This is a genomic window from Clostridium beijerinckii (assembly GCF_018223745.1).
Taxonomy (GTDB): Bacteria; Bacillota; Clostridia; order Clostridiales; family Clostridiaceae; genus Clostridium; species Clostridium beijerinckii.
Map to the genome: position 1 here is coordinate 5,267,344 of NZ_CP073653.1, position 25,215 is coordinate 5,292,558.

Below are 25,215 nucleotides of genomic sequence, written 5' to 3' on the forward strand. Positions count from 1 at the left end.
TCCTTACATTTGATTTTAACAAAAAACGTCATGGCATTAAAGGCAAATTTGAAAAAATGTGGACTTTTTTAGAATAAAACCACAGTTATTGTTTTTTATCAATAAATTTCATAGCTTTAATCAATTTTTAATATGTAAATGTGTTAATTAATTACAATCATATATCTGTTTTATAGTAAAATTATATCTAGAGTTCTAATAAAACACATTATCAAATATGCTTAGAATATATAAGCTGAATTATAATGTATATATATCTTCAAACAAAAATATTTTATTGCGCATAATTAAAAGAGAGCCTGTTTTAGTGCTCTCTTTTAGTGACTATGGTGTCTCCTACAACCTGCAAGATCACTCTTACAGTCATTTAGGTTGTCTATTAAATTGTCTACTAATTTATCTGTAAGACACATTTGGTTACATAACAGCTTTTCGTTAGTATTGATTAAATGACAAATAAAATTTTGGTTAGTAAATGCATATAGAAATAATAGTACCGTTACTAAACGACTTAATACGGCTTCTTGATTTCCTACAACCATTGTAGACAAAGTTAGGTCACTAATTGGTTCATTACAATTTGCTCCAAGAGTGTTTGCTCCGGGACTTTCAAAGCCAGGATCACAATAGTTACAGTTACTCATTCTCTTCCTCTCCATGTACAAAGATTTTATATAATAATAATATGAGTAATCTTGTCGTTTTGTTACTTTATAAATAAAAGTATTATTATTTAATAAATACATAATAATAATTTGAACAATATATTTTATCAGAAGTATAGATTATAACTGCTAGATATGTTAGATCGAAAGGAGAATTTATGCTTAAATTATTATTTGCGAACGCTGCAATTCTTATATCTTTTTTATATTTAGGAAGCCACATACTAAATGATGAATTTATAAAATCAAATTCTAAAGTAAAATTCAAATTATGCTTTGGCATGCTATCTGGTTTATCTGGATGTGTACTTATATTTTATGGAATTAATTTGACTCACAATACAATAATAGATTTTAGAATTATTCCTGTTATAATCACTTCAATTTATGGAGGATTTATATCAACTTTTATAAGTGTATTTATAATAATACTATTTAGACTTACTTTCTTTGGAATAAATTATTCTTCTTTAATTACTTCTGGAAATTTATTTATATTACTAATAATTTTTACCATTATATCAAGATATAAGATAAACTTTTCAAAGAAATATTTTTTGATGACTATAGTTAACATAATATCAACAATAATTTGGATTTCATTAGTTTTAAAAGATATGAATCTTATACTCCCTGCTCTAGGAAACTTTGTTATTTCTATAATAATGGTTTCTACTGTAGTTTATTATGAGTTAAACTACATCTCTAAAACTAATAAAATGTATAAAAAACTCAAGGTCGACTCGAGAAAGGATTTTCTTACAGGGCTTAATAATGTAAGAGCATTTAATGGACTATTAGATAAAACAATTAGAAACACCTTACAAAAGAAAGAAAACTTATCAATTCTCATGATAGATATTGATTTTTTTAAACATATTAATGATACCTATGGACACCATTCTGGAGATTTAGTATTAAAACAACTTAGCAAACTTTTAATTGATTCTTGTAGAACTTTCGATATTATCTCAAGAAATGGTGGTGAAGAATTCACTGCAGTTTTACTAGATTGCAATTACAAACATGCAGTTGATATTGCCGAAAAGATAAGAAAAAATGTAGAATGCAATACTTTTAAACTTGACAATAATGCCACAGCCAAAATAACAGTTTCCATTGGAATTAGTTCTTATCCTGATATAACAAAAAATATAAATACTCTCTTAAGCAAAGCTGATAATGCATTATATTTAGCAAAGCGCACAGGAAGAAATAAAGTATGCTAAAATGAAACTGAGATTCAGGTGTAGATTAAATTCACCTGAATCTCAGTTTTATTTAAGTAATAAATCTGCTGTTAGATTTAAAAGCATTATCTATATTCTAAGTATTTTAAAAGCAATATTTGATTTATCAGAAAAAATTGTGTAGTTGAATAAAGTTTTGTTTTATTTTCTCCTACTGAAATTGGATGTGTATAGAATTGAAGACTAATATCACTGATAGAAGCTAATTCATTATTTCCAACCTGAGTAATAGAAATAATTTTCACATCTTTTTCCTTTAACTTTTGCGCAAACTCATTCATAAATAAATTGTTTCCAGATAAAGATAATAAGAAAAAAATATCTTTTGAAGATAAAGCATCTAAAATAATGTTAGTTTCTTCCCTTCCCTCTATGACATATATTAACTTATTGCCAAAAATCATGCTACGCTTTAAATCTTTTGCTGCATTTTTTTGCACTGCTCCAGATCCATAAACATAAATTTTATCTGCCTTCTCAACTAATTCAAATACATCGTAGAAATCTCTTTCTTTCATAATTTCCATGGTCTTCTCAATATCTTTATATGTTTTTTCAATTTCTTTATTATCGAATGAATTTCGCTGCTTGTCTTCCCATTTTAAATGAATTTTCATTTCACTATATCCTTGTAATCCTAATTTATGTGTAAAACGTAAAATAGTTGTATGAGAAACATTACATTTAGAAGCTAATTCTTGTATTGACATGGTTTGGCACTCTTTTTTATGGTGTAAAATATACTTCCATATATACAAATCACTTTCATTTAATTTTTCATAATTTTCATCAATCAACGTTTCCAATTTCATGCTTTTCTTCCTTCTTATTTTTTTGTGTTTTATATTCCATATATTTCAAAAATAATATTTCAATTAAAATAAAGTATGACGTTAAAGATTCAAAATCTATGTCATTATATATACTTGGTATAAGAGCTGTAGATGTATATAGATTATAATCACTTAATTTAGCTAAGGAATTATCCTTTAACTTTGTTATAGATATAATAGGGATATTTTTAATTTTCAAGTTTTTAGCAAAATCCATAATAAATTGATTCTCACCTGATACTGAAATAATTACGAAAACATCTTCATCCGTAGCCAAATCTACTATAGCATTTGCTTCAGTATAACCACTTAAGTCATAAAATATTTTTCCAGCAGTTAAAAAAGTACGCTTAAATTCTTTCTTTATCGACGACTGTACCATTCCTATTCCATATACATAGAGTGTTCTGGATTTATCAATCAATTCAAAAATATCTGTGCAATCCTTTTCCTTTATATTTTTTATTACTTCATTATATGCATCACAAACAGCCTCTACATTATTAACATTCTCTTTTGACTTTTCATTGTCAAGCTTTAAATAAACCTTTAATTCCCCATATCCCTTTAGAGATAATTTTTGTGAAAATCTAAGAATAGTCGTTCTAGAAACATTACATTTATGTGCTAATTGATCTATAGCAAGAGTTTCACACTCTTTTCGGTGCTTAGAAATATAATTCCAAATATATAAATCATTCTCATTTAATTGCTTATGGTATTTGTTTATAAGTTCATCTAGTTTCATAATATTCCCCACCACTATTTTCTACTTTGTTTCATGTTTCTTTAAATTCTACTCTATAATTTATCTTTTGTCTATTATTGTAAATACTCAATGAATTAATTCTGGAATTTAGTTGGAATAAAAACTAAAGGCTAATATATCTTTTCTAAAAAAAAGAGAAACAAGTCCTCTTGAACTCATTTCTCTTCTTTATATAATATAAATAAAGTTTTATAAGCTATTGTTTTTTATTGATATAGGTAATATATTCTAATTACTTTAATTCAGGCCAATAACCTTTGTTAGCCTCAATTAAATCATCTAATATTAATTTTGCAACTCTTGCACTTGGTACTGTCTTCGAAAGAGTAAGTGATTGCCATAACTTTTGATAACTTCTTTCTATCCATGCTTCTACTGCTAATTTTTCTACACTTACTTGCTGTTCCATTAATCCCTTTTGGAACTGAGGAATACTTCCTTGACATATTCTTTCATAACCATTACTTCCAACGATACATGGTATTTCAACCATTGCAGTTCTATCGAAGTTTTCTACAGCACCTTCATTTGGAACTATAAGTAAGAATCTTTCCCTTGTATTTTCAGCTATTGCACATGCTAAATCTACAATATATGTTGCATGTGCATCCACTTCAAAACCTCCGTCTTTGCTTGTACCACTTTCAATAATTTTTTTACATATTCCAAATACATGTTTTTCTCTTCCATCCATTACTTCATTTGCACGAGTATATTCTGGATTCGAAGTTTCCACCACATAATCTGAGAATAAATAATATTTTAAATATGTGTTTGGAATTGTTGTTGGATCTACTGCAAATATATCTCTTGCCTTTTGAAAAGTGTGTACCCAGCTTTCATCTACATGTTGATTTGTATCTGATAATGCATCTGCAAATCCATTTGCTGCCATGTGTTCTTTAATTTGTGGCATTAAATCATTTCCATCTTTATCATAAATTTTTGACCACCATCCAAAATGGTTTAATCCATAATATGATACTTGCATTTCTTTTCTAGATTTAAGGCCACACATACTTGCCATTTTTTCTTCTAAATCAATTGGCATATCACAAATATTTAATATTTTTGAGTTTGGTCTTAATCTTCTTGTTGCTTCTGCCACTATAGCTGCTGGATTTGAATAATTTAACATCCAAGCATTTGGCGAATATTTTTCCATATAATCTAGTATTTCAATAACTCCTCCAATAGAACGCATCCCATATGCAATCCCTCCTGGTCCACAAGTTTCTTGTCCTACCACTCCATATTTTAGTGGAATCTTCTCATCTTTCTCTCGCATTGCATATTTTCCAACACGGATATGAGCTAATACGAAATCTATATCACTAAATGCTGTTTCTGGATCAGTTGTATATGCAAATTCAATTTCTGGAGCATGTTCTTTTAGGTGAATTTCACATGCCTTTGCTACAGTTTCTTGTCTACTTGCATCATTGTCATAAAATTTAATAGATCTAATTGGAAATCTGTCCATATGTTCTAATAGCATAAGTACAATTCCTGGTGTAAACGTACTTCCTCCACCTGCTACTGTAATTGAATACTTCTTCTTTGCCATTTTTCTTCCTCCAAAACCTGCTTATTTTTTGCTTTGTTATCTTTTCTGAGTACATAATACACCCGAGAAAGGTACCTTACAATATATATGAAGCCTTTAGGGAAATAAGCATTTCAAGTGTATTTCTTAACATTTTCTGTGACTTTTCACAGGAAATTTCTGTTATGAAATTATATATTTTTTTAACTAGTTGAAATTTAAAACTAGATTTTACATAACTCTAAATCCTTCAATGATATATGATTTATAAAATAAAAAGCCGACCTCTGCTACGCAGAAATCAGCTTTTAATTTATTTAAAAATATTGTTTGTTGCATATTAATTCTAAAATTAGCAGATAAGCAAATGCATACTAATCTATCACTATAATTCCACCTGAAATAGTACTAAAAGACTTTATTCCGTTTATTTTTAAGACATTCTTTAACCAAGAATTATATGCTTTTAATGTTCAATCAATAAAAATAAAAGTGAAATTATATACCATACATTTTTAAGCTTAACTTCTCCAACTATCTTTACAGTAACGCTTCAAAGTCTTCTCTTACTCGCGCAACTTTCAATCCAACAATAACTTGATAGGATTTTCCATTTACAGAACATCCATGAGCTCCAATAGATTTAAAATAAGGATCATCCTTACAAAGAGATGGATCATTTACATTTACTCTTAAACGAGTTGCACAATTTGTAACATCAACAATGTTATCTCTTCCGCCTAATCCAACTAAGATATTTTCTGCAAATACTGACTTACTACTATCTTTTGAATCACTTTTTTTCTCTCTATACTCTGCTTTTGAATGAAATTTTATATCTTCTTCTTCATCTTCCCTACCAGGAGTTTTAAAGTTAAATTTCAAAATTAAGGTCCTAAATACTATGAACCAAATTCCTGTAAAACAAAGTCCTATAGCAAACTGGAGTAAATATTGGACCCAATGATTTCCCATTAGAGGAATCCAATTTAAAGAAGCCATTTCAATAGCTCCACCAGAGAATATTCCTACAATCCCCACAATATACATAGTTGTTGAAATTGTTGCTGCAAGTAGTGCATGTACTACAAATAGCACTGGTGAAATAAATAAAAATGTAAATTCAATTGGTTCTGTTACACCACACAAAATTGCAGTTAATGTAATAGGTATTAGTAACGCCAATACCTTTTTTCTCTTTTCAGGTTTTGCTGTTGCATAAAATGCTAATGCAATACCTGGACATCCAAAAATTTTAGAGTATCCTGTAGCTGTAAATCCTGCTTCTGGTAATAACGATTTCAAAGAGGCTTTAGAAGCTGCTATTTCTGGTAACTTTGTTGCCCAGTAAGAATAAAGACCTCCTGGCACTACAACATTATCATAATAAAACGGAGAATACAGTATATGATGTAATCCAAATGGAATTAAAGCACGTTCTAAGAAGATGAACACCCATACACCTAATGCCCCTGCACCTTTTACAAAACCTTGAAAACTATGCATTCCAAGTTGAATTTTAGGCCATATAAATGCCGCAAGAACTGCTACTGGAATCATAACAAAGAATCCGATCATAAATACAAATGTAGATCCGCTAAACGTTCCCAACCATTCTGGTAATTCAGTATCAAAAAAACGGTTATGTAAATAAATTACAAGTCCTGAAATGAGTAATGCACCAATCATTCCCATGTCCAATGTCTTAATATTGGCTATCATGGTGAGACCGCTAGTTCCTCCTACTTGAGCAGAGAAATCAACTCCAAAAAATTCGCCCCACTGTGAAATGATAGTGCTTAGAAAATAATGAAATGTTAAATATAATACGAATGCCTCCATGCAACATCTTGCATTTTGCTTTTTTGCCATTCCTATTGGAAGCCCTACTACAAATAATAATGGTAATTGATTAAATACAGTCCAGCCACCCTGTAAAACTACATTCCAGCATTTAAACCACAAGTTACTTGGATCTGCTAATCCTCCCATAATTGTCTGTGTAGTAAATAATGTTCCTATACCAATTATAATACCTGCAAATGAAAAAAGTAGAACAGGTGTAAACATCGCTCCACCGAATTTTTGAATTTTCTGCATCATTTTTTCTTCATCCTTTCTCTGTTTTCTACAATTTCATGTTAACATTATCATTTTTCATTATCAATATTCTGTAGTACTTTAGGAATTAAACTAATCTTTATGAAATTTTTCACTTTTTACGTGAATTTTCACACTATTATGTAATACTATTGCTTTTAAATAAAATATAAGTAAAATTAACCTATATTATACTTAATACACCTTAGTTGAATCTTGTGATTTTATTTTACGCATTCTACTTAAGAATACACATATCAATAAGAAAGTTGACTAGTATAATTCATTGTAATTATGTTAACGTTATATAATAATTAGAATACACGAAAGAGAGGTGAATGACTTTTTGAAGATTATCGTTTAGAAATATTTTCTCCTTATATATCCTAATAAAGTAGAATATATCTAAAAATATCTTTAATATAGTCATATATTTATGTTTAATTTTTTTAAGAAACCATTAACTATAATTGCTCCTATTTCAGGAAGAACTATAGATCTAAGCGAAGTTCCTGATCCAGTATTTGCAGAAAAAATGGCAGGTGATGGAATTGCAATTAACTCTACTGGCGATATAGTTGTCGCACCTTGTGATGGTACTATATCATTAATAATGGATAGTGGACACGCTTTTGCAATAACCACTAGTAATGGAATTGAATTATTAGTCCATGTAGGCTTAGAAACTGTTTCATTAAATGGTGAAGGATTTGAAGTTCTAAAATCTGTTAATACTAAAGTAACTGCTGGTACACCTATTTTAAAAATAGATAGAAAACTTATAGAATCCAAAGGATTATCACTGATAACTCCAGTTATAATAGTAAATCATGACAAATTAAAATCATTAAGTCCCATTATTGGCAAACAAGTTTCTGGTGGCAAAGATGTTGTATTAAAATGCAGCTTATAACTATAAGTTATGTGTTAACTTATCGAAAGTACAGATTCTTTATTGCTATAAAATAATTAAGTCATTCCTTTGTAATATAATAATTCAACAAAACATAAATATCACATAAAGAATGACAATTCACCATTATTATCTAATAAATACAATAAATTTTCAAAAAATTTCTATAGATAAACAATTAATTAGACTTCTAATTAGAATGTGTTTCCATACTAGAAATTACATACATTTCGTGAAACAATCATTGAATCTAAACTGTGAGAGTTCCTAATACAAGGTTATGCGTTTTTTGCTTGTCCTAATTTTATGTTAGAATTATGCAAAAATTGGCACAACCTTGCACATGAGACCTTTTATTAAAAATTTCATAGCCCTATGGAACAAAAATTTATTGAATTTCGGTTAACTATCCCATAAGTATGATCTATTGTTTGAATACCTCTATTAACTAATTTAGTATTTTAATATATCTAATCCTTCTGCATCATATATATCTACTTCTTTTATTGATCTTAATATTTCTTTCTTCGCAAGATCAACATACCCATGTTTATAATATAATTTTCCAAGATAAAGTAATGCATATTTAGTGTTTACTAAATTCAGCAAATTAACTGCTACTGTTAATTCATCAAATTTATTATTTATAAGCAATATTTCTATAACTTCTAAAATTATATTCATATATTCTTTATCATTTTCATCCTCTGACAACATACTTGTTGATTTTTGGGTTACTAATTTTATTAATTCAGAATATACTCCTAAATACTTTTTATCATAATTAGATAAATTCTTTGCGTTAAAACTATTTACTATAAATAATGAATCCTCATATCTATTTAGTAATACGAAACTTAAAACTTTATACATAGACAAAATTACATAATTTGAGCTTTTTTTATCATTATAATTTATACTAGTACATTCTTTAAAATCTCCAGTTCTTATAAGACATCTTGATTTTAACATGATTGTATTTTCAGTAACATTTACTGATTCTTCATATTCTTTTATATATTCTAATGCTATGTTGTAATATCCAATATGATAAAATAAATCAGCAATAGTTCCATAATGAACCTTTTTGTCTTCTGGAAAAAACTCTTCCATTATTCTTTTCATCTCTTCCAGTGATACGTTTTGTGCTTTTAATACATCTGCTATATCATATAAAGGTTCAATATAATCAGGTTTTGATTTCAATGCATCAACATAATAATTATAAGCAGTATAATAATCCTTATATTTCATATAAGCCTTCCCCAACTCATAATAAGCTCTATAACTCCATGTTCCGAATATAAATTTAAATTCAGAAGGCGGTTCACCAAGTTCAATACATTTGTTCAATGCCTTTATTTGAAGAGTAGGTCTATCCATCTCTTTCCAAACAATCGATTCATAAAAATAATAATCTGTACATTTGGGATAATTTGAATTCCCTATACTTATAAATTTTAAAGCTTCATCATATTTTTTTAATATTAAATTAGAGACAATTATTCGTAATATCAATAATGAACCAAAACCTATATTGGGAGTAAAATTTTCATAGGCTTTATAGTAGCATTCCAACGCTTTATTCGTATCATCTTCTGCCCCATATTCATTTCCTAAATTAAAATAAGCAAATTTATTATTAGGATCTTTTTTAATTTGCTCATTCAAAATAGGTATATTTCTATTTCTTTTATCTTTAGAAATGATTCTTTTATCAAGGTATCCATAATGATATATTTTTACATCATTGCAAACAGCATTATAATCTCCATCTACCCTAATTAATTGATTATGAACTTCCCCTTCATAATGAATACCACGATAATTTTTAAATAACCGTGGATTTAAATTTACAGCAATATTACCATTTTCTATCACACTTCCATAGTAACTTAATGTTTCAAAATGATAAATTGCTTTTTCATCTAATTCCATATCTAGTAATACTTTAAAGGCTTCTCTTCCCTCTAAACTCAACTCATCATCTGCATCTAATATGAATATCCAATCTTTTGTAGCGTATTTTAAAGATTCATTTCTGGCTTCACTAAAATTATTATTCCATTTAAAGTAATAAATCTTCGCACCATAATTTTGGGCAATTTCTACTGTTTTATCTGTAGAACCCGTATCAACTACTATTATTTCATCAACAATATCTTTAATACTTTTGAGACATTTAGGTAAATATTCTTCTTCATCTTTTACAATCATACACAAACTTACTTGATTCTTCATGCAATCCTCCTATCTTATGGAATATATTCTTAATTCCATAGATATTTTTAGTATCTTATAGCAATTCAATATTATCTTTGTTTTGAACATTTTTAGTTGCATTTCTTGTATCAAATATGAATATAGAATTTTCTTGAATAAAACTATAGTTATATTTTTTATGGGCAGTGGTTATAATAACTAAATCTGCATTCCTTAATACTTCCTGTGTCAATTTTATTCCATAATGCTCTTCTCCTTTATACATATAAGATGATATATATGGATCATAAAATTTTACTTCTGAACCTTGCTTTTGAAAATTTTCTATTATCTTAAGCGCTGGACTTTCTCTATAATCGCCTATATCACTTTTATAGGCAATTCCTAATATCAAGATATTTGCCCTATTTAAAGCTTTATTAAATTTATTCAATATAGTAGCAGACCTTTGCACTATATATTGAGGCATAAAATTATTGATTTCTCCTGAGGTTTCTATAAGTCTTGTGTGATAATCGTATTCTCGAGCTTTCCATGTTAAATAATATGGGTCTAATGGTATACAGTGCCCGCCAAGCCCGGGACCTGGATAAAATGCTTGAAACCCATAAGGCTTAGTTTTTGCTGCTTCTATAACCTCCCAAATATTTATATTCATCTTATTACATATAACTGCCATTTCATTAATTAATCCAATATTTATATTTCTATAAGTATTTTCAAGAATTTTTTCCATTTCAGCTACTCTTGGCGTAGATACTTCAAAAATTTCGCTATTTAAAACTTTTCTATATAATTCTGCTGCTATTTCCGTGCTATCTCTTCCTACTCCTCCGACTACCTTTGCTGTATTAGCAGTATTATATATTGAATTTCCCGGGTCCACCCTTTCAGGTGAAAACGCTAAGTAAAAATCTTTTTCACACTTTAAACCAGACATTTTCTCTAATGTAGGTAATACTAATTCTTCAGTAGTTCCTGGGTAGGTTGTACTTTCTAGAATTACGAGCATCCCTTCATGCAAGTACTTTCCAACTGATTCTGTAGATTCTTTAACATAGCTTATGTCAGGTTGTTGATATTTATCTAATGGAGTAGGAACACAAATTAATATTACATCTGTGTCTTTCAAAAACTTAATTTCATTACTCGCTTTTAATCTTCTATTTTTAATTGCAAACTTTAATTCTTCAGTCATAACATCGCTAATATAATTTTCACCATTATTAATCATATTAACTTTCTTTTCTTGAATATCAAATCCCAATACTTTATATCCACTTTTTGCAAATTCAACCGCTAAAGGCAGACCTACATATCCCAACCCAACAATACCTATAGTTGCTGTTTTATTATTAATCTTATAAATCAAGTTATCCTTATCTAACATTAAATTCTCCCCTGGTTAGTAAATTTTTTTCAGTTAAGGCAAATGTATCTATTATTTATTTGAATGTGCCTAAGTTCAATAATATAATATGTTTTTCTTATTAATTAGTTCTTTGATTTTGCAGTATATTTAAAAAATAAGAATGGGATAACATATACCAAAGAAAAGTATATGTTATCCCATTCTTATTCTTTATTATTATTTAACTGTTATTATATAGTTTAGCTGGATTTCCAGCAACCACAACATTGCTATCTAGATTTTTGACTACTACTACATCATTTATCTTGAACGTTAACTCTATAACTACACATAAAGCATAAATATACAATTCATCTTATACTCTTAATAAATTTAATAAATTTGCTATGTTCTATTGCAAAATTTCCTGAAACAGCGCTTCCATCTCCTATATTGGTAGTAACAACAGCTCCTATTTTAATACTCACATTATTACCTACAATAAGTCCATTTGATATAGTTACACTTACACCAATCCAACAATCATTTCCAATGATTGAACTCCCACCAATTAATGCATTAGCTGCGATTAAGCATCTTTTACCAATCTTTGCTCCATGTCCTACATGTACTAAATTATCAATTTTTGTTTCTTCTCCAATTACAGTATTATCCCATGGAAACATTGCTTTATCAATACAGGTATTGTATTGCACCTCAACATTCCTACCTATTTCTACACCGCCACAATGCTCAATAAAAAAAATTCTTCCTTCTTTATTAAACTGAAATCCTTCACCTCCGAGTATAACTCCAGATCTAATCACTGAATTATCCAATATTTTAACGTTCTCTCTAATAATAACATTTTCCTCTATAGTTACACCATTACCAATAATTACATTTTTTCTGCTTATACCTTTCCTATCACGTATTATACAATTATCTCCTATAATAGTTTCAAACTCTTCTTTATTATATAAGTTAAGATCTCTGCATAAACAATTATGGATTAAGTAAAAACTTAAACGTGGATTCTCTGATAAACAAATCCCATATTTATTAGGAAGTATTTTAGCTATTTTAGCATCACATATTATACAAGTTACAGATTCTGATAATGTGTGTATATATTTTTCATTATTAATAAATGTTAAAATCCTACTTCTCGTCTTAGAGTTTGAATAATCAAGATTATCAAATTCTCCATCATTATAAATACTAATATTCTCTATCTTATTAACTAATTCAGATAATTTCATTTTTCACCTTCCTCCTACTTATAAAAATTCTTGACACAATTTATTTCTAATATGTTTTTTACTATTTTTATACATGATTTCTCCAACTTTAAGTCCAGCGCAATGTAAATCAATTATTGGTTTAGGTCCTAAATATGCTAATGTTTTGCCCATTCTATAATTTCCAACTTTATAATCTGGATAAAAATTTATACAGTTTTCTTTTAAATCGTCAATATCCACTATCCCAGAATACTGTATCACTGTTATAAAACTTGACAATGATTTCAATTTCTTTGATGTTATTTCTGAATTATTCATGCCTATAAAACATTTTTCTGAAGTATAATCTGCTACAATTAAAGCATCTGTATTTATTAATAAATCATGGTTTTCTTCTAATAAATTTTTTATCACAACTACATCTGATGACAATTTTGATAATGTGGTGTATATAATCTGTCCAAAATTATCATTACTTACAATTACAATCTTACTTTTATAAATCTCTATGCCCACATCAAATAACATCTTCACTGCAAGTGGACCACTAAATTTGAATGTATCTAATCCTGGATAATTTTCATTTGTTCCCATTACATTAATAGCTTTTTGTTTGCAATACTCTATATCTATATCCTCATTTCTTAATTCCCATGTTTCACACATATATGGAATCACTGCATTTTCTTTCATCATATCTATTGTTTCTTTATCAATAGGTCTTACAAAACCTAAATTAGTTACTATATCAGCTTGATTAATATTCCTCTTATCAAATGCTATCTCTATTTTATCTACAACATCACAAAGTTCAGCAAATAGCATTGTTTTCTTTTTCACCTCATCTTTAGATGCATACTTTGAGTCTTTAGTTATTGCATACACTTTTTTAGCCCCAGCCATTGCTGCTATTATAGGCGTATATATAAACTCCCCACATGCAGCCTCAGTAAAAACTATAAGTCCACTTAAATCCAATTTAGTAAATTTTATCGCTTTGCATATTAGATTAATACTTCTCTTTGGATTTATCATTCCATTTTCTTTGAAATACATTATTATATTATTATTCATTTAATATTTTCTCCAATTCTGATACAATATAAATTATCTCTTTCGACAAAATATTGTTATGCAAAGGTAATGCTATTCCATGCTTATGAGCATATACAGAATTGTAAAATTGACAATTTTCATACCCATATTTCTCTTTATAGTAAGGCTCTTCATGTACAGCATAAGCACCAAAATTAGTTTCTATTCCTTTATCTTTTAACTCTATAATTAATTTATCTCTATCAATTCTTTTATCTAAAAGTATATGATATGTCTGCCAAACATGTTTTTCATAACTTTTTTCTTCTGGTAATGTTATAAACTTCACATTTTTAAGCAAATTATTATACTTATTTGCTAATTCAATTCTTCTCTCATTTATTAATTCTAATTTTTTCATTTGTACTGTTCCAATAGCTCCTTGGATATTTGTCATTCTATAATTTAAACCTGCCTCTACAAAGCTTATTTTCCCGTTTTTATAGTTCAGTCCATGATTTCTGAGTATTCTAATGTTTTCTGCTAATTTAGAATTATTTGTAACTACGATTCCACCTTCACCCGTTGTTATAGCTTTTCTTGGATGAAGACTAAAACAACCAATATCTCCAATCGTTCCGACCTTTTTCCCTTTATATTCCGCTCCAAGTGCACACGCAGCATCTTCTATGATTTTTAAATTGTATTTTTTAGCTATGGTCACTATTTTATCCATATCTGCTGACTGTCCAAATTCATGAACAGGTATTATTGCTTTTGTTTTATCAGTAATTGCATTCTCTATTTTATCTGTATCTATACATAGACTATCTAGTTTAATATCTACAAACTTAGTTATAGCACCTACAATCTCTACTACATTAGCTGTTGCTGGAAAAGTAAAATCAGGTACTATAACTTCATCATCTGCCTTTATTCCAATAGCAAGCAAAGCTAAATGCAATGCAGCAGTTCCACTGCTAACAGCAAAACAATATTTAGCATTTAAATATTCTTTTAATTGATTTTCAAATTCTTCTACTTTATCTCCTTGTACCAAATATTTTGAATCAAAAACTTTTTTTATTTCATCCAATTCTTCCTGCCCTATATCTGGAGAAGCGAGTTTAATCATTTAGAACACCTCTATACCACTTAATTGTTCTTTCTAACCCCTCATCTAAATCATACTTAGGTACAAATTTCAAAATCTCTTTAGCTTTTTCTATGCTTGGACTTCTAAGTTCTATATCCACATAATTCTTTGGTACATAAACAATTTCAGATTTAGACTTTGCTATTCTCTTTATTAATTTTGCAAGCATAGCTATAGTAATAGTTCCTCTTGGATTTCCAATATTAAATGCTTGTCCTATTGCTTTCTCATTATCTAAGCATAACATTACTCCTGTTATAAAATCGTCAATATAGCACCAAGATCGTATTTGATTTCCTTCGCCATGAATTTGTATCTGTTCATTTTTGATGGCTCTTACAACAAATTGATGAATCGCGCCTTCACCAACCTGACCATCTCCATATATATTAAAAGGCCTTATTGTTACGATTGGAAGTCCATACTCCTTATAAAAACTATAAGCTAAATGTTCACCTGCAAGTTTTGAGACTGAGTAAGTCCATCTTGCTTCCCCTACAGGAGCTAAATTTGTTGTATGAGCTTCATCAACTTTATATGCATAAGATCCAAATATCTCCGAAGTTGAAAAATCTATAAATATTTCTATTTTTTGATTTTTTAATGATTCAAGAATATTATAAGTTCCAATCATATTGACCTTCATAGTACTCACTGGATTTTTTATAACAGTATCTATTCCTGCAATCGCAGCTAAATGGATTACTATATTAGGTTTAAATTCATCTATGACATGCTTTAAAAAATTAAAATTTAAAATATCTCCTTTAACTAATTTTATATTATCTTTATTTAATAATTTTGTATTTTTAATCGAGTTTCTCTTTAAATTATCATATATTAATAATTCATTATTACTGCTAAGCTTTTCGCACAACTTTGTGCCTATAAAGCCTGCACCACCTGTTAGAAATATTTTTTTACTTTTTATCATTTATTATTTCTCCCATTATTATTTGCTATATTATCTATATATTTTTCAAACTCTTTTACAAAATACTCAAATTTTAAATTATTGCTTTCTATTTTTCTATTCATTTTCACAGTATTTCTAAAGCTTTTATCTTGAATTAATTTTTTAGAATAACTTAATAATTTATCAAAATCACCTGTTTTAGGGAAAATAGTTTTTGCATTATTATATAAATATGCTGGAGCCATATAACTAGCATTCATTACATCAAATGCTTCATTATTTTCTTCTTTATAAAAAGTAATAATAGGCAATTCTGCATAATAAGCTTCTTCTAAAGAGTATCCTCCACCAGGATATGAATTCAAATAAAAATCGCAACTTTTTAGATATGATGATGCTTCTAAATTAAATCCTGCAAAAATCACCTTGCATTCCTGGATTAATTTACTTGGAACATATTCTTCAAACTCGCTATAATCGCCTCCAAATACAACAAGGCATATGTCATCTATTTCATTAATAAGCTTAATTACAAAATTCCAAAATTCATTGTTTTTATACTTTATAGACCTTCCAATTGAAATTACTACTTTTTTCTTCCTATCAATATTAAATAAAGTTCTTATATTAAGATTTTTATCCACTAACTCAGTATTTATTGGTGAGATTAATTCAAATATATTTTCACAGCAATTATCTTTTTTAATATACGTGTAACAAAAATCTAATTTCTTATCAAAATAATCTTCCGGCTGTTGAAATTGAATTTTTCCAATAATTTCACAAACCTTTTTTAATAATGGGTATAACAATATTCCTATCGGTGCAAAATATAAACTTTGATATACTACATAATCAAAATTTTCTTCACTTATATAGGTGTAGAATTCTTTAATTTTATCCTCAATACAATTGCTAATTGGTACAAATAAATTTACATTTAACTTATTAAAATATTCTATACTTTCTTTACTATTATTAAATTCATTCTTGTTTAAAAGACTCAATACTGAATATCTATCTTTAGCATTCTCAGAACTTTCTAAATAATTTATAAAGAATTGTGTTACACTCTGATGTATATCCAAACCATTTAATATAAATAAAATCTTTCTCTTATTTTCTTTTAAACTCATTTTTTTATTATTAAAATAAGTCAAATAATTCTCATCTAAAATTCTTTCCCCGATTTTATCCATTTCCTCGTATACATTTTGTTGCATATATTTAAATCTTGAATAACTAGTAAATCTCCTATACATATTTCCATAATAATAATTGAATTTGAATGTTAATTCATATTTACTTCTTATAAACCACTCACTTAAATATTTCATATAGCTTTCTTCATCATTGATGCTTAATAAATAATCAAATAATGCTTCTGTATTAGTCATGTCATCTGAATTTACCATAAATTTTGTTTTCATTAAATCAACTTGGTCACTACTTTTCCTTAAATGATCTGGATTTATATAATTCAAATTTTCTTTAGATCCTTTTTCGGACGAACTAATCAATAGATCTTTAATTTTTATTAATTGATCATTTAATGAATATCTTTCTTTAATAAATGCCCTATATACTTTTGAAGTATAATTTTTATCAGAAATCATTTCGACAGCTTCAGTTATCGTATTCCATACATATTGAGATGGATATATTACTCTAGCCCCTACAAAATTATGTATTATTGGTTTTATTCCTTTGCACATGGCCTGCATTACGCTTATATTTTGTGATTCAAGAACACTTGTACATAAAATACAATTTTTATCTTCAAGCCATTTATCTAGATCATTCTGCCAGCCTTCATATATAACATTATTCTCTAATCCTAATTCTCTAACCATTTGATTATAGTAAAGTACATCTCTATTATCTTGAAAAACTCCTGCAATATATAATTTATATCTATTATCCTCATCATAAATAGCCTTAAATGTATGCAATAAAAGCATAGGACCTTTCTTATAATTAATATATCCTACATAAGCTATATTAAATCCATTTTCTCGCTCTTTATATGTCCATTTTTTTTCATCTATTCCATTTGGGATAACACTAATTATTTTTTCATCTATGTTAAAATTTTCAACAATAAAATCTTTTATATGTGCTCCTACTACTATTAGCTTGTCTATACTGTTCCAAGTCACATTATTAATATAATCTGTAAAGGCTTCATAACTATGAAGCCTACATATAACTTTCTTTTCTCTAGCTAACTCTAATTTACTTCCATATGCTATTAATTCATCACACCATTCAAACCAGCAAATATCTGCCCATTGCATACCATCTTCAATTTGCTTATATTCTGTTACTATAATTTTTTTTATCTCATATTCTTGTGACAGACCCTCAATAATATCGCCTAAAAAACTATCTAATCCTAGCCTTACAAAAAACGCCAATTTCATCTTATCTTTTACGACACATGAAATATCTTCTTTTAAATTTTCAGTATCATTAATTAATTCATCCTTTGATTGCATTACAATATTAACCAAGTTGTCTTTCATTAAACCACTCCAAAATTCTGATTATAATATTCTACTCTCTGCTGATTTAAATTATGATTTATTATTTCTTATTATTGACTTTTTTTGAATCTTACTTCTAAATGAGTTTAATGTTAGCGTATTCAAAAAAATAATAGTCAATTTATCTGATGAAAAATATCCATGACAAACTGGACTTGTTATTTATTTTTACGTGCCTTAACTTAATACAAATTGATCAATAGAATTCTTTTAATCATAAATTTAAGATAATTTACTTCCCCCACTAAATTATGTATTGCTGTATCACAATTAAAAAACAATAATATAATATACTATAAATATACAAAAAATCTAAGGAATCAATTAAAGGAGATGTTATTTAATGGCAAGTTTTGATACGCCTCAAAACAGCACTATTCAAACAATTTATGCTACAGGAACTATCCCTGCACACAATGATGCAGGTTTTATTGAAATACAAGCCGTTGCTTCTCGTAATGGTGGTCATGAAACTTTTTATAAAACATTTCAAGTTGCTGCTAGCGCTACAAGAGCTACTGCTGAAGTATGGGCTGGGGCTGGTAACTATCAGATAATTATTACTCCTAAATTATTTGGTACCCAATCAGTTAGTTCGACAACCGTTATAAATAGCTTCAAACATTAATAAGAACCATAATATAAATTTCATGGAGTCTAATATCCGACTCCATGTTTTTAATATGCCTATATAATTTTTATAAAAAATCTGCTTCGCAAGGTGTGAGTTTAACATACTTCTAAAAGTCATCCACGTATTTGACTGTATTATAATTTTCTCTAAAGAATTAAATAATCTTGACTGATGAACTTATTATTTTTTCATTGTGTTAAATATAACATACAGTATATCTTAATCTTCTAATTATCTTTGAAAATAATTCCACATAAAGTACTCAGCTATTTGTATAAAATTTGAATAGTATGTTTATTCACTCCTTTTTATAGATCTCATATACTATATTAAAGTGGAACCTGTTTTTAAGTAATGTGAAGTAATACTATAATATTGCAATAGTATCGGAGAAATGGAGGTTAATAATGAATAGTATTACAATTCCAGCTATTAAAAGCCTAAGCATTACAAATAAATATTCTGATAAAAGTCTAAATGAAGATAAAATAATAGTAGGCGCTGATGGTAACTATAACTACTACAGTTATTTGTTTTGGGATATCTCATCAATACCTACTAATGCTACAGTTCATAATGCAAAGCTTACGCTTTTCAAAACTGATAATTTTTATTATGATACTAGTAAAAAATTCTCCATAAGTCCGCTCTATGAATACTTCAGTACTTATACAACTTATAATAATTCTCCTAATTATGATCATTATACTGTAATAAACTTTTATCCATTGACAGATAATATATCAGTAACAATAGATATTACAACAATAGTTTCGTCATGGGTAAAAAATAGTTTAAAAAATAAGGGTATAATACTATATGGAAGAAATGAAGATATACTCACAAGCTTCGGATCTGTAAAAAGTTCAGACAACTATCTTATGCCATTTATAATAGTAAATTATGATCCATATTCCCCCAATAAATGTTTGAAAAAGGAATGTACTAATAAATATTCTAAGGATTGTTGTAAAAAAAAATATAACGATGAATACTTCAAAGATGATTGTTGTGAGAAATATATAAAAATATGCAAAGAAGAACTTGAATCGATTTTATTTAAAGTTTGTAAAGAAGCTTGCGGAGGTAATTGCAATCCATTCCCCTCAAATACCTCCATTACTAGAACGGTACGAGTGACAGGAACTGTAGCTCCAACATCAGTTTATTATATAGTTGTAGATTTACAAGTAACTCGCGCTTCTAGTGGACAAGTAAATCATTATTATGTATCAGATGAGTATGATAATTCCTTAAATAATACTCCTCTTCCTATAGATAAAACGTATAATATTGCTGTAAGCCCTCCTATTCAATCTGGTGATGCAGAAGATGTGATTTTATATGGTTCCTATAAAGGCTTTTAGTTCCTAGAATTTATATAATAATAATGAGAGCTTTTAAAGCACATAAAAAAAATAATCATGACATTTTGGACTTGTTATTTTCTTTAATCTGCCTAAGCTCTCATTATTTTTACATATTTACTTGTAATATAAATCTATTAATAGATAGTTTTTAGTCCTCACTTTTTCCTACACCAGATAAGATTAATCCCTTATTATGTTCTAGTGCCCAGCTTATACCCCAGTCATTTTGGAATATAAGAAGATTTCTATCCTTAAAATCTTTAACCTTCTTAGTATCAGAAGTTAAGTTTAATGAATCCATGTTAACATCCTTATTTTCAATCCATCTTACATATCTGTAATCTAATCTATCCATTTTAACATCAACATTATATTCGCTATTTAATCTGTATTCTAATACTTCAAATTGAAGCACACCAACAACTCCAACTATTATTTCTTCCATACCAATGTGAATTTCCTTAAATACTTGGATAGCTCCTTCTTGGGCGATTTGAGAAACACCTTTTATAAATTGCTTTCTCTTCATAGTATCTACTGGTCTTACTCTTGCAAAATGTTCTGGTGCAAAAGTTGGAATTCCTTCAAATTTAAATTTCTTTGATGGTGCACATAGTGTATCTCCAATTGAAAATATACCTGGATCAAATACACCGATTATATCTCCTGCATAAGCTTCTTCAACAATTTCTCTATCTTGAGCCATAAATTGTTGTGGTTGAGCTAATTTAATCTTCTTTCCACCTTGCATGTGGTATACATCTTCACCTTTATTAAATTTACCTGAACAAATTCTCATAAATGCGATTCTATCTCTATGAGCCTTATTCATATTTGCTTGAATTTTAAATACAAAAGCAGAGAACTTATCATCAAATGGATCAATAGTTCCACCACTTGAATTTCTAGCAAGTGGTGATGTAGTCATTTCTAAGAAATGTTCCAAGAATGGTTCCACACCAAAGTTAGTTAATGCTGATCCAAAAAATACTGGTGTTAATTCTCCACGACGTACAACATCTAAATCTAATTCATCTCCAGCAATATCTAAAAGCTCAATATCTTCCATTAATTTATCGTGAAGAGCATCTCCCAATATTTCTCTAAACTTAGGATCATCTGGTGAACCTTCTATTGCTTCAACTTCATTTTGACCGTGATTTCCACCATTGAAAGCTATAATCCTGTTATTGTCTCTTTCGTATACTCCTTTGAATTCCTTACCAGAACCAATTGGCCAATTCATTGGATAAGTTTTAATTCCAAGTTCATTTTCAATATCGTCTAATAATTGGAATGGATCTTTAGCTTCTCTATCCATCTTATTTATAAATGTAAAGATTGGCATTTCTCTTAAAGAAGCAACGTGGAATAACTTTCTTGTTTGATCTTCTATACCCTTAGCAGCATCTACAACCATAACTGCTGAGTCTGCAGCCATAAGAGTTCTATATGTATCTTCTGAGAAATCTTGGTGACCTGGGGTATCTAATATGTTAATACAGTGATTATTATAGTTAAATTGCATAACTGAAGAAGTAACTGAGATACCTCTTTGCTTTTCGATTTCCATCCAGTCAGAAACTGCATGCTTAGATGCCTTTCTGGCTTTAACAGAACCTGCAAGTCTAATAGCTCCTCCATATAATAAAAACTTTTCTGTAAGTGTAGTTTTACCTGCATCAGGGTGAGATATAATTGCAAAGGTTCTTCTTTTCTCTATTTCTTTTATATAATCAGCCAACGCTAAATCCTCCTAAATTTATAATCAATTAATTCATAAAATTTCTACGGAAATTATTAAAAGTACTTTATCTACATCGGACAAGTCCTCCTAAATTTTATATATCATTATTTTTAAGTGACAAACCCCATATGGTTTTATTTAAAATTTATAACTTCATTTATATGTACTTATACGACTTCATTATTAACTAAATTATTATATCATATGAAATATATTATGTACACTTTATGCAGTATATTTACTTGAGCCAATCCTTCATTAATGCTAGATAAACCAATCTGTTAAATAAGATTAATTATAAAAACAAAAAGTAAATAGTAACAAAAATTTAATTATTTGTTTAGATTAAATTTATATTTTCATAACATTTTTGTAACTTTTTTACTATATAATGATTTAGTGGAATATAAACTATATTATATTAATTTCTGTTAGTTTCAAAACTTTTAGATAAATTATAAGTTTTGTTAACAAATTTTATTTTTATATTAAATTTTTAATTATTAGGGAGGAAAAAAATTATGTTTAAAAGAGCAACCAAAATTACATCTTTATTAGTAGCAGCTGCTTCAGTTATGTCTTTAGTTCCTGCATATGCTGCAGATGTAAAGAAAATTGATTCAGATGATGGCACTGTATATAATGCAGTAGCTTACAAAGATGGTAAGTTCTTTGTGGATGGAGAAATTAATGATGACGAAGAAGCTTATTATGTATCTAATGGAAAGTTTAATAAATTAGAAGATGTAGATTCAGGAGACGATGCTGATTTATTCGGAGAAAAATATCTTGATATAGACGATGGTGATTACACTGTAGACTTAGATAAAGGTAGTGTAACTGATGATGATACCAAAGGTGATATAGCCGACGATGCTGCCGGAGATTTAAGAAAAAAAATTAAGGACGATACTGATGACAGATATGATGAAGACTTTGCAAAAAACATGATAGACGAAAATAAAGATGATACTGAAGATTTAACTAAATTAAATATACTTCCAGGCGCTAAATATAAATCTCCTTGGTATTATACACAGTATAAAGCAGCAGATAAGGCTGTGAATGATAATGTTAATGGATTAAAAGGAACAGATGCATCAAAACAATTTTTTAATGTTTATACTGACACAAAAGGTGGCTACATTGATGCTGACTATAACTTAGGAAAAGTTAAGGTTACAACCACTGCTAGTGGTGCATCACCTAAAACAGAAACAATAGAAAATACTAATGATAAATACGATGCTGCTGGTAAGGATGATGCACTAACTGCAAGTGTTTCCCAAGATAAAATATTGACACAAGATGATGATTATATTTATAGACTTGCAACTATAAAAGTAAATGTAACTACTGGTGCTGGTGTTACTGCTAGAATAAGTGAAATAAATGGTGTTGAACTTAACCCAACAAACCCAAACGACAAACCACAAATATTTAAAGTTGAAAATGATGGAAGAACTGTATCATTCAAGGCTATTCAAAAAATATCCAAGGCTCAAGACTCTGATGATGTTGATGGAGCTAAATATGCAAAAACTGTAACTACTTATGCACTTTCTGATGAAGATGGTAAAAACCTAGATGCTAAAGACTTATTCTTAAATACTGATGGCACTATCAATGAAGATACTAAATTTACTGTAGCTAATGGAAAGCTTATAGCCTACAATACAGAAATGAATGAGTATAAAAAAGTTGTTGTCAGAGCATATTCATTAAAGACAAAAGGCGGATACTACTATGCCGACGAAGAAGATGAAAGTAAAGAAGATTGTGAAGTAAGTTCTCAAGATAATAAGACATCAGCTGTTCAAACAGACGTTGATGGAAACCTATGGAGATTAGATGGTGGATATATCTATAAATTTGATAATACAGATGATTGGGACAAAGTCTACAAAGTTGATGGATCTTTTGATGAACTTTCAGTTTATGATAAAGACAATATAGCTGCTTGGAGCGAAGATGATGATGTTTATTCATTAATAGGTGGAAAATCTTCTGATGATAATAACACTAATCCTCCAACTACAACCGCTGGATGGGTACAAGCTGCTGATGGAACTTGGACTTATAATAAAGAAGATGGAACTAAGGCTACTGGCTGGTTAAACTTAAATGGAGTTTGGTATTATCTAAACACTGATGGTGTTATGGCTACTGGTTGGTTAAACTTAAATGGAGTTTGGTATTACTTAAATCCATCAGGAGCTATGGCTACTAGCTGGTTAAACTTAAATGGAACTTGGTACTATTTAAATTCATCAGGAGCTATGGCTACTGGTTGGTTAAATGATAATGGAACTTGGTATTATTTAAATTCATCAGGGGCTATGTTATATAACACAACTGTTGATGGTTATGTATTAGGCTCTAATGGAGCTTGGATTAGATAGTTTTAATCTAATTATTCCTTTATAAAAGGACAAGGTTTTCTATACTGTCGTTTATATACATCCTTATCTAAACGATGGTATAGCTTACCTTGTTATTTTTTATGCTATAAACAATAATATTTCTATATCTAAATTGATCCCTAACTGCATATATTTCATACTTCTCTAATTTTTCTATTCCTATATAACACTATTTTCACCTTAAATTCTTTATTGATCTCAGAACTTCATAACCTATTCTATATTTCTAATTAATTATCATTTATAAACTCACACTAGATTTTATATACAGATATCACGTCAAGCCAAAGTAAAAGTTACCTAATAATACTTAAAGGAATGTATATTATATTAAAATACGAATCATCATTACCCTTAATTTTCTTATAATTTTGATATTTTTCCAAAAAGAGTACCAAAATTTTCACATATATTTTGTATAATATAGCGAAAAAGTTAAATATCACTTTTAATTTCGAAAAAATAAAAAAATATTTAAATAAAATATTATATAA

19 protein-coding genes are annotated in these 25,215 nt (G+C 28.3%); 5 read left to right on the plus strand and 14 right to left on the minus strand.

Annotated elements, in window-relative coordinates; translation table 11 throughout:
- Positions 1-317: 317 nt before the first annotated feature.
- On the minus strand, positions 318-644 hold the full coding sequence (locus KEC93_RS23510) for a hypothetical protein (protein ID WP_012060854.1): 327 nt from the start codon (positions 642-644) through the stop codon (positions 318-320).
- 179 nt (positions 645-823) lie between these two features.
- Between KEC93_RS23510 and KEC93_RS23515 the strand changes: the two genes are divergently transcribed.
- A complete protein-coding gene (locus KEC93_RS23515) occupies positions 824-1,894 on the plus strand; it encodes a diguanylate cyclase (RefSeq protein ID WP_023976110.1) in 1,071 nt (356 codons plus the stop codon).
- Positions 1,895-1,980: 86 nt separating this feature from the next.
- On the opposite strand, the gene KEC93_RS23520 is transcribed toward KEC93_RS23515, so the two are convergent.
- The 4 genes from KEC93_RS23520 to KEC93_RS23535 form a co-directional block, all read right to left on the minus strand.
- Positions 1,981-2,727 (minus strand): MurR/RpiR family transcriptional regulator, encoded by a 747-nt coding sequence (locus KEC93_RS23520; RefSeq protein WP_012060856.1) that lies wholly within the window; start codon positions 2,725-2,727, stop codon positions 1,981-1,983.
- Entirely contained in the window at positions 2,705-3,496 is a 792-nt protein-coding gene (locus KEC93_RS23525) for a MurR/RpiR family transcriptional regulator (protein ID WP_077837743.1), read from the minus strand. The genes KEC93_RS23520 and KEC93_RS23525 overlap by 23 nt, the downstream gene beginning before the upstream one ends.
- Before the next feature lie 253 nt (positions 3,497-3,749).
- Entirely contained in the window at positions 3,750-5,084 is a 1,335-nt protein-coding gene (locus KEC93_RS23530; protein ID WP_077867897.1) for a 6-phospho-alpha-glucosidase, read from the minus strand.
- 519 nt (positions 5,085-5,603) lie between these two features.
- Positions 5,604-7,166 carry an alpha-glucoside-specific PTS transporter subunit IIBC gene (locus KEC93_RS23535; protein WP_077867898.1) on the minus strand — a complete coding sequence of 521 codons (1,563 nt, stop codon included), beginning with the start codon at positions 7,164-7,166 and terminating at the stop codon, positions 5,604-5,606.
- 433 nt (positions 7,167-7,599) lie between these two features.
- Here KEC93_RS23535 and KEC93_RS23540 point away from each other — a divergent pair, with 433 nt between their 5' ends.
- Entirely contained in the window at positions 7,600-8,076 is a 477-nt protein-coding gene (locus KEC93_RS23540) for a PTS sugar transporter subunit IIA (RefSeq protein WP_039770719.1), read from the plus strand.
- 453 nt (positions 8,077-8,529) lie between these two features.
- On the opposite strand, the gene KEC93_RS23545 is transcribed toward KEC93_RS23540, so the two are convergent.
- From KEC93_RS23545 to KEC93_RS23575, 8 genes are all read right to left on the minus strand, one after another.
- The gene (locus tag KEC93_RS23545) at positions 8,530-10,317 is read right to left on the minus strand and encodes a tetratricopeptide repeat-containing glycosyltransferase family 2 protein (RefSeq protein ID WP_077867899.1); all 1,788 of its coding nucleotides are present in this window, start codon (positions 10,315-10,317) and stop codon (positions 8,530-8,532) included.
- A gap of 55 nt (positions 10,318-10,372) precedes the next feature.
- On the minus strand, positions 10,373-11,689 hold the full coding sequence (locus tag KEC93_RS23550) for a nucleotide sugar dehydrogenase (protein ID WP_077867900.1): 1,317 nt from the start codon (positions 11,687-11,689) through the stop codon (positions 10,373-10,375).
- Between the two features lie 202 nt (positions 11,690-11,891).
- Positions 11,892-12,020: a hypothetical protein gene (locus tag KEC93_RS26790; protein ID WP_275298941.1), complete on the minus strand. Its 129-nt coding sequence runs from the start codon at positions 12,018-12,020 to the stop codon at positions 11,892-11,894.
- A gap of 1 nt (position 12,021) precedes the next feature.
- The gene (locus KEC93_RS23555; protein WP_077867901.1) at positions 12,022-12,912 is read right to left on the minus strand and encodes a UDP-3-O-(3-hydroxymyristoyl)glucosamine N-acyltransferase; all 891 of its coding nucleotides are present in this window, start codon (positions 12,910-12,912) and stop codon (positions 12,022-12,024) included.
- 18 nt (positions 12,913-12,930) lie between these two features.
- Positions 12,931-13,968 carry a hypothetical protein gene (locus KEC93_RS23560; RefSeq protein WP_077867902.1) on the minus strand — a complete coding sequence of 346 codons (1,038 nt, stop codon included), beginning with the start codon at positions 13,966-13,968 and terminating at the stop codon, positions 12,931-12,933.
- Positions 13,961-15,064 carry a DegT/DnrJ/EryC1/StrS family aminotransferase gene (locus KEC93_RS23565; RefSeq protein WP_077867903.1) on the minus strand — a complete coding sequence of 368 codons (1,104 nt, stop codon included), beginning with the start codon at positions 15,062-15,064 and terminating at the stop codon, positions 13,961-13,963. Before KEC93_RS23565 ends, KEC93_RS23560 begins: the two co-directional genes overlap by 8 nt.
- Positions 15,057-16,019, minus strand: a complete 963-nt coding sequence (locus tag KEC93_RS23570; RefSeq protein WP_077829661.1) for an NAD-dependent epimerase/dehydratase family protein — start codon at positions 16,017-16,019, stop codon at positions 15,057-15,059. The genes KEC93_RS23565 and KEC93_RS23570 overlap by 8 nt, the downstream gene beginning before the upstream one ends.
- The gene (locus KEC93_RS23575) at positions 16,016-18,526 is read right to left on the minus strand and encodes a glycosyltransferase family 4 protein (RefSeq protein WP_077867904.1); all 2,511 of its coding nucleotides are present in this window, start codon (positions 18,524-18,526) and stop codon (positions 16,016-16,018) included. Before KEC93_RS23575 ends, KEC93_RS23570 begins: the two co-directional genes overlap by 4 nt.
- A gap of 364 nt (positions 18,527-18,890) precedes the next feature.
- Here KEC93_RS23575 and KEC93_RS23580 point away from each other — a divergent pair, with 364 nt between their 5' ends.
- Both KEC93_RS23580 and KEC93_RS23585 read left to right on the plus strand, forming a co-directional pair.
- Positions 18,891-19,175 (plus strand): hypothetical protein, encoded by a 285-nt coding sequence (locus tag KEC93_RS23580; protein WP_012060868.1) that lies wholly within the window; start codon positions 18,891-18,893, stop codon positions 19,173-19,175.
- Positions 19,176-19,588: 413 nt separating this feature from the next.
- Positions 19,589-20,548, plus strand: coding sequence for a DNRLRE domain-containing protein (locus KEC93_RS23585; RefSeq protein ID WP_012060869.1), 960 nt, complete (start codon positions 19,589-19,591; stop codon positions 20,546-20,548).
- A gap of 151 nt (positions 20,549-20,699) precedes the next feature.
- Here KEC93_RS23585 and KEC93_RS23590 read toward each other — a convergent pair whose 3' ends face one another.
- Positions 20,700-22,295, minus strand: a complete 1,596-nt coding sequence (locus KEC93_RS23590; RefSeq protein ID WP_012060870.1) for a peptide chain release factor 3 — start codon at positions 22,293-22,295, stop codon at positions 20,700-20,702.
- A 524-nt stretch (positions 22,296-22,819) separates the two neighbouring features.
- Here KEC93_RS23590 and KEC93_RS23595 point away from each other — a divergent pair.
- The gene (locus KEC93_RS23595) at positions 22,820-24,700 is read left to right on the plus strand and encodes an N-acetylmuramoyl-L-alanine amidase family protein (RefSeq protein ID WP_077867905.1); all 1,881 of its coding nucleotides are present in this window, start codon (positions 22,820-22,822) and stop codon (positions 24,698-24,700) included.
- Positions 24,701-25,215 lie beyond the last annotated feature (515 nt).